The sequence below is a fragment of the Pseudonocardia hierapolitana genome (assembly GCF_007994075.1).
Taxonomy (GTDB): domain Bacteria; phylum Actinomycetota; class Actinomycetes; order Mycobacteriales; family Pseudonocardiaceae; genus Pseudonocardia; species Pseudonocardia hierapolitana.
This window is the reverse complement of record NZ_VIWU01000001.1, coordinates 973,373-984,678: the sequence shown is the minus strand read 5'-3', so window position 1 is coordinate 984,678 and position 11,306 is coordinate 973,373. Positions and strand designations below refer to the sequence as shown.

General features: G+C 71.7%; 13 protein-coding genes and 1 pseudogene. 6 read left to right on the top strand and 8 right to left on the bottom strand.

What is annotated here, in order from left to right:
- Window positions 1–28 precede the first annotated feature (28 nt).
- The 3 genes from FHX44_RS04790 to FHX44_RS04780 form a co-directional block, all read right to left on the bottom strand.
- The gene (locus tag FHX44_RS04790; protein ID WP_147254349.1) at window positions 29–511 is read right to left on the bottom strand and encodes a (2Fe-2S)-binding protein; all 483 of its coding nucleotides are present in this window, start codon (window positions 509–511) and stop codon (window positions 29–31) included.
- On the bottom strand, window positions 508–1,824 hold the full coding sequence (locus FHX44_RS04785) for an MFS transporter (RefSeq protein WP_147254348.1): 1,317 nt from the start codon (window positions 1,822–1,824) through the stop codon (window positions 508–510). Before FHX44_RS04785 ends, FHX44_RS04790 begins: the two co-directional genes overlap by 4 nt.
- A gap of 125 nt (window positions 1,825–1,949) precedes the next feature.
- Window positions 1,950–2,642, bottom strand: coding sequence for a TetR/AcrR family transcriptional regulator (locus FHX44_RS04780; protein WP_147254347.1), 693 nt, complete (start codon window positions 2,640–2,642; stop codon window positions 1,950–1,952).
- A 51-nt stretch (window positions 2,643–2,693) separates the two neighbouring features.
- On the opposite strand from FHX44_RS04780, the gene FHX44_RS04775 reads away from it, so the two are divergent.
- Entirely contained in the window at window positions 2,694–3,704 is a 1,011-nt protein-coding gene (locus tag FHX44_RS04775) for an LLM class flavin-dependent oxidoreductase (protein WP_147254346.1), read from the top strand.
- A 110-nt stretch (window positions 3,705–3,814) separates the two neighbouring features.
- Complete coding sequence (locus tag FHX44_RS04770) at window positions 3,815–4,921, top strand: NAD(P)-dependent alcohol dehydrogenase (protein ID WP_212612329.1); 1,107 nt, start codon at window positions 3,815–3,817, stop codon at window positions 4,919–4,921.
- A gap of 55 nt (window positions 4,922–4,976) precedes the next feature.
- On the opposite strand, the gene FHX44_RS04765 is transcribed toward FHX44_RS04770, so the two are convergent.
- The gene (locus FHX44_RS04765) at window positions 4,977–5,417 is read right to left on the bottom strand and encodes a hypothetical protein (protein ID WP_212612328.1); all 441 of its coding nucleotides are present in this window, start codon (window positions 5,415–5,417) and stop codon (window positions 4,977–4,979) included.
- Window positions 5,418–5,510: 93 nt separating this feature from the next.
- Here FHX44_RS04765 and FHX44_RS04760 point away from each other — a divergent pair, with 93 nt between their 5' ends.
- Complete coding sequence (locus FHX44_RS04760; RefSeq protein ID WP_147254345.1) at window positions 5,511–6,146, top strand: MerR family transcriptional regulator; 636 nt, start codon at window positions 5,511–5,513, stop codon at window positions 6,144–6,146.
- Window positions 6,147–6,464: 318 nt separating this feature from the next.
- Here FHX44_RS04760 and FHX44_RS04755 read toward each other — a convergent pair whose 3' ends face one another.
- On the bottom strand, window positions 6,465–7,181 hold the full coding sequence (locus FHX44_RS04755) for an SDR family oxidoreductase (RefSeq protein WP_147254344.1): 717 nt from the start codon (window positions 7,179–7,181) through the stop codon (window positions 6,465–6,467).
- Between the two features lie 130 nt (window positions 7,182–7,311).
- On the opposite strand from FHX44_RS04755, the gene FHX44_RS04750 reads away from it, so the two are divergent.
- Window positions 7,312–8,205 carry a LysR family transcriptional regulator gene (locus FHX44_RS04750; protein ID WP_147254343.1) on the top strand — a complete coding sequence of 298 codons (894 nt, stop codon included), beginning with the start codon at window positions 7,312–7,314 and terminating at the stop codon, window positions 8,203–8,205.
- Window positions 8,206–8,384: 179 nt separating this feature from the next.
- Here FHX44_RS04750 and FHX44_RS04745 read toward each other — a convergent pair whose 3' ends face one another.
- Both FHX44_RS04745 and FHX44_RS04740 read right to left on the bottom strand, forming a co-directional pair.
- Window positions 8,385–8,690, bottom strand: coding sequence for a hypothetical protein (locus FHX44_RS04745; protein ID WP_147254342.1), 306 nt, complete (start codon window positions 8,688–8,690; stop codon window positions 8,385–8,387).
- A gap of 122 nt (window positions 8,691–8,812) precedes the next feature.
- Window positions 8,813–9,271 carry a DUF7144 family membrane protein gene (locus FHX44_RS04740; RefSeq protein WP_246170211.1) on the bottom strand — a complete coding sequence of 153 codons (459 nt, stop codon included), beginning with the start codon at window positions 9,269–9,271 and terminating at the stop codon, window positions 8,813–8,815.
- A gap of 308 nt (window positions 9,272–9,579) precedes the next feature.
- On the opposite strand from FHX44_RS04740, the gene FHX44_RS04735 reads away from it, so the two are divergent.
- The gene (locus tag FHX44_RS04735) at window positions 9,580–10,365 is read left to right on the top strand and encodes a hypothetical protein (protein ID WP_147254341.1); all 786 of its coding nucleotides are present in this window, start codon (window positions 9,580–9,582) and stop codon (window positions 10,363–10,365) included.
- Window positions 10,362–10,796: pseudogene (locus FHX44_RS44145) on the top strand (RDD family protein); the annotation flags it as partial. The gene FHX44_RS04735 and the pseudogene FHX44_RS44145, both read left to right, overlap by 4 nt.
- 81 nt (window positions 10,797–10,877) lie before the next feature.
- Here FHX44_RS44145 and FHX44_RS04725 read toward each other — a convergent pair.
- Window positions 10,878–11,285, bottom strand: coding sequence for a YccF domain-containing protein (locus FHX44_RS04725; protein WP_142100035.1), 408 nt, complete (start codon window positions 11,283–11,285; stop codon window positions 10,878–10,880).
- Window positions 11,286–11,306 lie beyond the last annotated feature (21 nt).

The following is an 11,306-nucleotide window of genomic DNA, read 5'->3' as shown; positions in this document are numbered from 1 at the left end:
GTGAGCTCGCAAGCTCGCTCAACGTGCCTCATGGCGCGCTCGTGGGCTCGTCCGACGTCTCCGCCACGTGACAGATCGCGGCGGTGATCGCCTGGTACCCGGTGCACCGGCAGAGCACGCCGGACATGGCGTGTGTGACGCGCTCCCGCCGCCCGTCGGGGGGCCGACCGGCTTCGTCCCGCAGCACGGCCCAAGCGGTCACCACCTGCCCGGGCGTGCAGAACCCGCACTGGAAAGCGCCGCGGTCGGCGAACTCCGCGCGCAGCTGCGCCGTCTCGTCGGCGAGGTCCTCGACCGTGCGCACCGGCTCGCGGACGAGCACGGCGGGTACGGTGCACGACAGCCGCGGGCGGCCGCCGACGAGCACGGTGCAGGCACCGCACTCGCCTCGGCCGCACGCGACCTTCGTGCCGGTCAGCCCGAGCTGCTCGCGCAGCACCCGCGAGAGCGGCTCGAGCCCGGAAGCCCGAACGTCGAACGGCGCACCGTTGACCTCGAGCCGGTGGGTCACGCGGTCGCCGTGCCGAGCGCGGTGGTCGGCCGGGCGGGTTGCCCCGCGGTGTCCCGGATGGGCATGAGGACGGCGGCGATGAACGACACGGCCGCCATCCCGGCCATGTACCAGGCGATGCCCACCCAGCTACCCGTGCGGCCCAGGATCGAGGTGGCGATCGCGGGCGCGAAGGCGTTGCCGGCGATCGTGCCGATCGTGAACCCGAGTGACATGCCGCTGTACCGCAGGGCGGGCGGGAAGACCTGCGAGAAGTAGGCCGGGAACATGGCGTAGTTGGCCGAGTACGGCAGGAACAGCAGCACGAAGCCGAGCAGCATGAGCCCGTACTGGCGGGTGTCGAGCAGCGCGAACCACGCGAAGGGGAGGACCACCATGCCGGCCGCACCGACGAGGAACACCGTGCGGACCCCGACGCGGTCGGCGATCGGCCCGAAGAGCGGCGGGAACACGAGGGTCGCCACGACCGCGGGGAGCAGCACCGCGAGCATGGCGCTGTTGGTCAGCCCCAGCGCCTCCCGGCCGTAGGCCAGCGAGAAGACGGTCGTCATCGTGACGACGACACCCGCGCCGACCGTGCCGAGCGCCACCAGGATCACCCGCTGCCAGTCCGAGCGGAGCACGTCGAGGATCGGCAGGCGGCGCACCTCGCCGCTGTCCTGCACGGCGACGAACGCCGGGCTCTCGGCGAGCGTGACGCGGGCGGCGACGCCGACGACGACCAGCACCGCGCTGATCAGGAACGGGATCCGCCAACCCCAGCTCAGCAGCGCGTCCTCGGGCAGCTGCAGCACCGCGAGGAACGCGAGGTTCGAGGTCAGCGTCCCGACGCCTGCGCCGGTGTTGAGCAACGAGCCGACGAGGCCGCGGCGCCGCTCCGGAGTGTGCTCGACGGTCATCAGCACGGCCCCGCCGTACTCGCCGCCGAGCGAGAGGCCCTGCACGATCCGCAGGGTGACCAGCAGGACGGGCGCGAGCACCCCGACGGTCGCGTAGGTGGGGAGCAGGCCGATCGCGAAGGTCGAGGCGCCCATCATCGTGAGCGTCACGACCAGCATCGACTTGCGGCCGAGCCGGTCTCCGAAGTGGCCGAAGACGATCGCCCCGAGCGGGCGGGCGACGTAGCCGACGCCGAACGTCGAGAGCGAGATGAGGGTGCCGACCAGCGGGTCGAAGGCGGGGAAGAAGAGCCGGGCGAAGATCAGTGACGATGCCAGCCCGTAGATGAAGAAGTCGTAGAACTCGATGACCGTGCCGAGCCAGCTGGCGAGCACGGCCTTGACGGGGGTGCGCTGCGGGTGCGTGGTGGTCATGGTTCCTCCGGAACCGCTGTCCGAGACCGACGACGGGTGGCCACCCGGCGTCGGAAGAGTGGCCGTACCGTGTACGGTCCGCCGCACGGGGTCAAGGAGCCCGGTCCGGTGGCCGGAACGACCCGTCAGGCGCGGACGTGCTGCAGGGTGCGGAGGGTGGCGTCGATGTAGGCCTCGAGGCCCGCGTCGAACTGCTCGTCGGACGGCAGGTCGGCGATGTCCCCGGCGAGCTCCACGACGTGCGGGAACTCGTCGATGGGCAGGGCCGCGTAGAAGTGCGTGCGCTGGCGGCGTTCCTCGGCGCTCGCCGCCCGGTCGCTGCGGCCCCACGGGCGGGGCTTCTGGTAGCTGGCGAAGCCGATCGCGTACGTCAGGAGGAAGCCGTAACACCGGGCCGCCTGCGGGCCCGGGATCCCGGCGTCCACGAGGCGCGCCAGTACGGCCTCCATCGCTCCGCGCAGCGCGGCACGGCTGCTGGTGACACGGGTCGCGAAGAGCCGCATGACCGACGGGTGCTCGCGCATCAGCGCCAGGAAGGCGTGACCGACGGTCCGCAGCGCCTCGGCGGGTCCGGCGTCCGGCTCGGGTGGCAGCCGCATCCGGCCGAGCACGTGGTCGGCCATGCCGTCGAGGATCTCGTCCTTGCTGCGGAAGTAGCCGTAGAGCGACATCGTGCCGACGCCCAGGTCCGCCGCGAGCCCGCGGACCGTGAGCCGGTCGATGTCGCCCTCGGCGTCGGAGATGCGCAGCGCCGCTTCGATGATCCGGTCCGCCGAGAGCGCGGTCTCACGCCCCGACCGCTTCGACTCCCCGGCCATCGAACCCCCTTGCGTCAGTACGTACCGTACGTCGTACGAGGAGGTACTGCCATGAGGGTCGGCCTGCGCATCCCGCCCTGCGCCCCGGTGCCGGAGATCGCCGCGCTCGCGCGGGACGCGGAGCGGGCGGGGTTCGACGAGGTCTGGTTCCCCGACTCGCAGCTGCTGTGGCGCGACGTGTTCGCCGTCGCCGCCGCCGCGGCCGCCGCGACCTCGCGGATCACGCTGGGCACAGCCGTGACGAACGTCGTCACCCGTCATCCCGCGGTACTCGCATCGGCGGCGCGCACCGTCGCCGAGCTCGCCCCCGGCCGGTTCGTGCTCGGGGTCGGCGTCGGGGACAGCGCCGTCGGTCCGGTGGGACTGCGAGCGTCCACCGGCGCCGAGCTGCGCGAGCGGCTCGCGATCGTGCGGATCCTGCTCGCGGGAGGGGCCGTGGACTTCGGCGGGGCGACGTCCCGGCTACGCGACCCCGTGGACGTGCCGATCCACCTCGCGGCCAGCGGCCCGCGGAACCTGCGACTGGCCGGCGAGCTCGCCGACGGCGCGATCCTGCTCTCCGGGGTGGCCGCCGGCCCGCTGGCCGCCGCGGCCGCCCGCGTCCAGGACGGAGCGCACGCCGCCGGGCGAGGGGCGGTCCCGATGACGGTGTCCGCGTTCTGCCGGGTGACGGACGACGTGCCGCGCGTCGCCCGGGAGCTCAAGCCGATCTGCGCGCGGATCGCCCAGAACGGAGGGGCGCCCTTCCTTGCGCTGGCCGGCGTCCACGTGGACGTGCCGGAGCACCTGCCCGGCGTCTACCCCGACCTGGTGCATGCCGAGGACTGGGAGTCGGCGGTGCAGGCGTGCGACCCGTACGTCCCGGACGCCGCGGCCACCGCCTTCGCCCGGGAGTTCTGCCTCTACGGCACGCCGGCCGAGATCGTCGATCGGCTGACGAGCGTGCGCGCGGCCGGCGCCGACGCGGTGTTCCTGCAGCACGTCGGGTCCTACGACCTGCCGCGTGCTCTGCTGACCGAGGTCTCCGATAGCGTGTTCCCGCTGCTTCGCGTCTCCCGCTGACCCCGGCCCGCCGACGCCGAGGGTCGCCGGGCGCCGTCGAACGTGCTCACCGATGCCGAGGTGCACGCCAGGTCGACTCGCTCGGCGACGTCGGCGCGGCGCTCGTCGACGTGGAGGAGGAGCGCCTGGCGGACCTGTACGTGGCCAGCGGCCTGCAGGTTCGCTACCGGCCTGTGTCGACCATGATCGGGGTGTCGCCCGGCCAGGTCCGGCTAGGCTGCGGGCGTGCCTGGTGGCCGTGGTGGGGCGAGGGGCGGGTCGTCGTGAGGGCGGTCGTCTACGACCGCTACGGCCCACCCTCGGTGCTGCGCGTCGAGGAGGTGCCGGTGCCGTCGCCGGGGCGGGGTCAGCTGCTGGTCCGGGTCGCCGCGACATCGGTGAACCTGTCGGACTGGGAGACCCTGCGGGGGAGTCCGCTCTACTCCCGGATCGGTGGCCTGCGGCGGCCGGCGCGGCCGGTACTCGGCTCCGACATCGCTGGGTGGGTCGAGGCGGTCGGACCGGAGGTCACCGGCTTCGCCGTCGGCGATGAGGTGTACGGCGACAACTTGTGGCTCAAGGGTGGCTTCGCGGAGTACGCCGTCGCGCCTGCCTCTGCACTGGCGCACAAGCCCGACGCGCTGTCCTTCGCCGAGGCCTCGACGATCCCGCAGGCCGGCGCCATCGCATGGCAGGGCACGGCAACCGCGGGGCCGGGCCGGCGGGTGCTGGTCAACGGGGCAGGCGGCGGGTCGGGCTCGTTCGCGATCCAGCTCGCCAAGCGGGCAGGCGCCCACGTGACCGCCGTCGACAACGGCGACAAGTCTGACTTCATGCGCTCGGTGGGCGCCGACGAGGTGCTCGACTACCGCACACAGGACTTCACCCGGGGCGAGCCGCAGGACGTGGTGCTCGACCTGGTCGCCCACCGCTCGGTCTTCGCCTACCGCCGTGCCCTTGCCGGCGGGGGACGGTACCTCTGTGTCGGTGGCACTACGCGCGCCCTGCTCCGCGTGCTGACCGTGGGCGCTGCGCTGGGGCTGTTGACCGGTCGCCGGCTCGGTGTGCTCGCGGTGAAGACAGGGCCCGAGCACTTCGAGCCGCTCGCTGAGCGGTGCGTGGCAGGCGACCTCCGGATCCACGTCGATCGCACGTTCCCGCTCGAAGAGGTACCGCAGGCCCTTGCCCACGTTGGCGAGGGTCGTTCGCTCGGCAAAGTGGTCGTCGAGGTCGCGTGATCCCGTCGCGGGCGGTAGGTGGTGCCCGGTGAGGGCTGCACCTCTTCGAGGACGCTCATCGCGTGTGCCCCCGCCGCGGGGAGACGACGGTGTACACGGCGACCGCTGGCAGCACCACGAGGCATCCGATGTCGAACCAGAGCCCGATGTTGCCTGACGACGCAGCGAAGACCTCGGGCCGGCTGAGGGTCAGGACGACGCCGACGCCCTTGGTGAAGGTGGCGGCGAGCAGGATCGGCACTCGCACGTGGGGATCGACGCCGGCCCAGACGAGCGCGGCTCCCAGGGCGAGCTGAAGGGCTGCCCTGTGCTGGAGCAGGGTCGTCACCAGCGCGTCCGGGGATTCCACGCCGTAGCTGGCGAGCTGGCCGGGTGAGACCAGCGCGAGGGCCGGAGTCATCGTGAGCAGGCCGATCACACCGAGTGTGACCCGCATCGTCCACGGCGAGCGGCATTGCGTGGCGATCGCCGCGCCGGGGGTGGGGGACGAGGTCATCAGGCTCCTTCGACGAGGGCTCTCCTCAACGTGTATCACAGGTACGTGTAGTAGCACTACGCATAGCGTGAATCGCTGTTGCATACTCGGCACATGCGAATGGCCGAGTTGAGCGCGCGCAGCGGCGTGCCGGCGCCCACGATCCGCTTCTACCTGCGCGAGGGCCTTGTCGAACCGGGCCGGCTGACGAGCCCGAACCAGGCGGTGTACAGCGAGTCGCACGTGCGGCGACTTCGCCTGGTGCGCGCCCTGCTGGAGATCGGCGGGCTCTCGGTGGAGGCGGCGCGGGCAGTGATCGCTGCGATGGAGTCGAAGTCGGGCAATGACTTCGCCGTGCTCGGTCAGGTGCAGTACGGACTCAGAAGCCCCGCACGGCGCAGTGGCGCTTCGGAGAGCACGGGTGACGCCCTCGCCGAGGTCGACGCGCTCATCGCCCGGCAGGGATGGCGCGTGCGCGAGCGCAACCCGGCACGACAGTCTCTCGCGGAGGTGGTGACGACACTGCGCGCGATCGGACGTACCGAGATCCTCGACGCCGTCGACGACTACGCCCGCGCCGCTGACGAGCTGGCCCGGCGCGAAGTGGACGAGCTCCTCGGCATCGACGGCGAAGAAGCGCGCGCCGAGGCGGTCATCGCGGCCAGCGTCCTGGGCGACGCGATGTTCTCGGCACTCCGGCGCCTCGCCCAGGAGTCCGCTCTCGCGTCTCGGATCGCCCCCTCGAACTGAACGCCGGCGCTTGCGTCTTGGCCGTCGCGCTTCTCCGCCGCTGGCGCCGCTCGACAATGACGGCCGCGATTGATCACGGCTCAGCCCTGGTGAACCGATCACCGCGCCCGGCGTGTCGCTGCTGTCTCGGTCAGCAGGAGCGTGGCGTCACACGTAGACGCGAACCTCGTAGATCGGCGCCGCGGCCCTAGCGCCCAGCACCTCGATCAACCTCGAGGTTCCCGCCGATCATGACCGTTCCCGCCTGGCCTACCACGATCGACATCCTCCTGTGAGGGAATGGAGCGACCCCAGCCATAGGGGTTCGGTGCGCGCGGGTCAGGCGACGAGCGTGCCGCCGTCCAGGGTGAGGATCGTGCCGGTGGCGTACGGCTGGGTCATCAGCGACAGGTAACCCGCTGCGATGTCCTCGACCTCGCCGACGCGTCCTGCCGGGAGAGAGGCGCCGACCTCGCGGTACATCTCCTCCCGGTCGGCCTCGGACATGCCCGACCAGAGCGGCGACCGGACGACGCCGGGCTGCACGGCGTTGACCCTGATCGGCGCGAGCTCCACCGCAAGCGTCCGGGTCAGGGCCTCCACCGCCCCGCAGATGCTCGCCGCCACCGCCCAGCCCGGCCCGGGGCGGACCGAGGCGGTACCGGTCGTGAGGGTGATCGAACCGCCCGCGCGGATGTGCGGGGCGGCGGCGTGGACCGCTGCGAGCACGCCGAAGTAGCGCAGGCCGAAGAACGCCCGCGCCCTGTCGAGGTCGAGCTCGGCCACCGGCATGAGCGCGAGCGGTTCGCCTGCCGTGTAGACGAGGTGGTCGAGATCGAGCCGGGCGAAGAGGGACCGGACCTGTGCCGGGTCGTTGAGGTCGACGGCCTGCCCACGCGTGCCGGTGGGCAGTGCTGCGAGCGCGCGTTCGACGCTCGCCGGGTTGCCGGACACCACGGTCACCTCGGCGCCGCGTTCCGCGGCGGCCACCGCCGTCGCGAATCCGATGCCGGACGTGCCGCCGAGCAGGACGACGCGTGAACCTTTGAGGTCCAACTTGGAGGCTCCTTCGTCTTGGGGATGCCTCCACAGTGGGCCCGGCTCGTGCCCGCCGTCCAAGACCTTCTGGCCCCGCTGTCATACCCTCGAGGTCTTACCGCTGGTGGAGGACGCAGGTGGGGCTGTGATGGACGTCGACCTGCGCAAGTTGCGCTATTTCGTCGCGGTGGCCGAGCACCTGCACTTCGGCCGCGCGGCGGACGCGCTGCACATCGCGCAGCCGGTGCTCTCCCGCCAGATCCGGGCTCTGGAGAGAGAGCTCAACGTGTCGTTGTTCGACCGCAACCGGCGCTCCACCTCGCTCACCGAGGCCGGGGAGCAGTTGCTCGCCGACGCCCGCCCCCTGCTCGCCGGGGCCGAGGCGCTGCGCCGCCGGGTCGCGGAGGCGGCCGACGGCAAGCGCACGTTCACGATCGGGTTCATGCCGGGGCTGATCGTCACCTCCGCGGTGCGCACCCTGCTCGCTCGGCACCCGCAGCTCGACGTGAAGGTGCTACGGACCAGCTGGGACGACCAGACCGACGTGATCCACGACGGCCGGGCCGACGTCAGCTACGTGCGGCTCCCGGTCGACGCACGCGGGCTGGGTATGCGGCCGTTGGTGACCGAACCACGGGTCGTCGTACTGCCGGCCGACCACCGGCTGGCGGGCAAGGAGTCGATCGCGATCTCAGACCTCGCCGACGAGCACCTCCTGCAGGACCCCGACGCCGTCCCGGAGTGGCGTGACATCGCCACCGAGCTGCGTACCGGCACGCGGGTGCCGCAGCCGCGGGTGCGCACGGTCGAGGAGAAGCTGGAGCACGTCGCCGCCGGGCGCGGAGTGGTGGTGCTCCCGCTGTCGACGGCCACGTTCTACACCCGGCCCGACATCATTCACGCTGCCGTGCGCGACCTCGGGCCCAACCACGTGTGCTTGGCCTGGGATGCGTCCCGCCGCAGCCGGCTCGTCCAGGATTTCGTGGCGATCGCGCAGGAACAGTCGGCTCGACCGGCGAACGCCTCCGACGGGTCGGGATAGCCCGCATTCGAACCACCGGCCATGCTCAACTTCGAGGACATCTCGTGCAGGGCCTGTCGATGGGGGCCGTGAAATGACCCGGCGAGCTTGTCGGCCCAGCGACCTTCGGCGAAGCGGCGGCGACGCTGATGGCAACGCGCCGGCCGACGGCGGTCGCGCGCCCCGCTGCCTGGCTCAGCTCATCGGTTCTCGTCGACGCCTAGGGCCTGGTCGATCACGACGGCGAGCCGCGCGATGAGGGACTCGCCTTCCGGGACTGTCAGGACACCGGCCTCAACGGCCCGGTCGATCTCGTTCCCCAGCACGGCGTTCAGATGCATCGGCCAGCACGCACGGGCCCAGCTCTCGAGCGTGGCCGTGTCGTGGCGCCCTACTGCCGGTTGCGTCGGAAAGGTGCGGCGCCCGGAAGCCTCGTCGCCCTCGAGGGCGAACCGGTCGGGCTCGGAGGCCAGTCGTAAGGCCGGTGGACGGTTGACAGGGCGCACCTCGGGTCTCCTCATGGGGTGTTCCGGGGGCTGGAGCAGCATTCGGTTGGCGCGGGCACTACGTGCTGCGGCTGATCCGCCCGGTAGCTCGACGCTGCGCTGGACCAGGAGTCGGTGGCGCGTCAGCGTCGAGCGGCTTCGCGATCGTACGAGCAGAGGGCCCAGATCACGGCCACGTCCAACGCGATGATCAGTAGTGACCAGATCGGGTAGTAGGGGACGAACAGGAAGTTGGCGATCATGCTCAGGCTGGCGAGCCCGATCCCGATGACGCGTCCCCAGAGGTGGCCCATGAGCACGGCCCCACCGGCAACGGCGACGAGGGCACCGACGAGCAGGTGGATCCAGCCCCAGGCAGTGACGTCGAAGGAGAACACGTAGGTCACGCCGACGACGTACAGCTCGTTCTGGAAGAGCGCCACCAGCCCCGCGACGGCTTGGAAGATCCCTGCGATGATCATGACTATTCCGGCGAACAGGGCGAGCCCGCTGGCCAGTGGCGAGGCGCCGGTCGCGCTGCGCGCTGTGGCATCGCGATAGTCGGCCTGGCTACCAGGCGTGGCCTGGTGCGATGTGGACATCGGGCTGTACCTCCTCCTCGTGCGGTTCGCAGCGATCATGGCTCTCGGATGCTGCCGGTCCCTCACCCGTGACGGGTGAGCCGGGCGATGGAGCCTCCGCCCGCGCTCGGCCCGGGCCCGAGCCGACTCCGTCGCGGCGCCGGGGCGCGGGGGACAGCGGTGCGATCGTGCGCCTCGCGCAGCTGGCTGATCTCGGCCGCGATCTTGCCGGCCGGCGGCCGGGCCGGGGGTCGTCATCGCCTGCCGTACTGCGGATTTCGCCTGCTCCGGGTGAGGCCGAGGCGTGGAGTCCGACGGAGCGTGGACGCGTGAGCGATGACGAGCGGCGGGGCGACCGACCCGACGTGTTGCCCGGTGGTAGAGCGGACACGGCACTGGGCGCCGGGGCCGCCCTCGCTGACCTGGTGGGGACGCTCGCCGGGCCCGTCCTCGCCGCTGCAGGCACGGTGCTCCAGCTCGGCCTGCGGATGTCCCGCATCGGAGTGGGGGAGCGGGTGTTGGCAGGCCTCGCCGATCGCGGGGGACAGGTCCGGGCCGAGCTGGAGCACGCGATGCGGGCGACCGTCCGCCGGCTCGTGCTGGCCGTGGTGGATGTCGTCGACCTGACCGAGCTCGTCCGCCGCAACGTCGATCTCGACGCGCTCGCCCGCGGAATCGATGTGGACGCCATCGTCGCCCGCGCCGACCTCGACGCTGCGGTGAGCCGCGCTGATCTGGACGCCGCCGTGGCGCGGGTGAACCTCGACGCCATCCTCGACCGCATCGACGTCGACGCGATCGTCGCCAAGGTCGATCTGGACCTCGTCACATCCCGTATCGATCTCGACGCGATCGCGGAGCGTCTCGACGCGGATGCGGTTGTCGGGCGGGTGGACCTCGACGCCGTGGTCGCCCGCCTCGACCTCGCCGGGATCGCGCGCGAGGTCATCGACGCGATCGATCTGCCCGAGATCATCCGCCAGTCCAGCAGGGCGTTGTCCTCCGAGACGGTGCACGGCCTCCGGGCGGAGGGGATGCACGCCGACGATGCGGTCGCGCGCTTCGTCGGCCGGGTGTTGCGACGGCCGGATCCAGAGCGGCCTGCGCTGCAATGAGTGATCTTGCAAGCGGATCGTCGGCACAGCGAGGGCGGGAGATGAGCGCCACCCCCGGGCCGTGTCGGGCGGGCGTGGTTACCCGGCTTCTCGCCGCCGCCGTGGACCTCGTCGTGGTCGTGCTGCTGACCGTGTTGGTGTACCTCTCGATCGCGGGCGTCCGGTTCGCGTGGTCGCCCCTCGCCTTCACGTGGCCCCGACCGACGACGGAGGTCACCGTTGTCGTTGGAGGACTGATCGCGACCGCCTACCTCACCGTGGCGTGGGCCACGACCGGGTGCACCTACGGCGCAGGCCTGCTCGGGATCCGGGTGCTCGCGCGACGGGGCGGCCGACTGGGCTGGGCCCGCGCGTCGGTGCGCGCACTGGCCTGCGTCGCGTTCCCCGTCGGGCTGCTGTGGTGTGCGATCAGCCCGACGCGCCGTTCGGTACAGGACCTCGTCGTCGGCTCGATCGTGGTCTACGACCGAAAGCCGATGTTCGCATCCGCACCGGGCGAGACCCCTGCGGGGTCAGCGCACCACGGGATACCGGGTGGCCTGCGCGTCGTCCGTGGGCACGATGATCCGCCCGAGCGGGACGAGCGAGACCGGGATCAGCTTCAGGCTGGCCCAGGCGAGCGGGATCCCGATGATCGTGACCGCCAGCGCGACGGCCGTGGTGAGGTGCGCGAGCGCGAGCCACCAGCCGGCGAAGATGATCCAGATGACGTTGCCGATGGTGGACGGCGCTCCGGCGTCCTCGCGGCGCACGAGTTGCCGGCCGAAGGGCCACAGCGCGAAGTCCGCGATCCGGAACGACGCCAGCCCGAACGGGATCGTGACGATGAGGAGGCAGCAGACCACTCCGGCGAGGACGTAGCCGATGGCGAGCCAGATCCCGCAGAGGAGCAGCCAGATGACGTTGAGCACGGTTCGCATCGCGGTCCTCCATCGACGAGG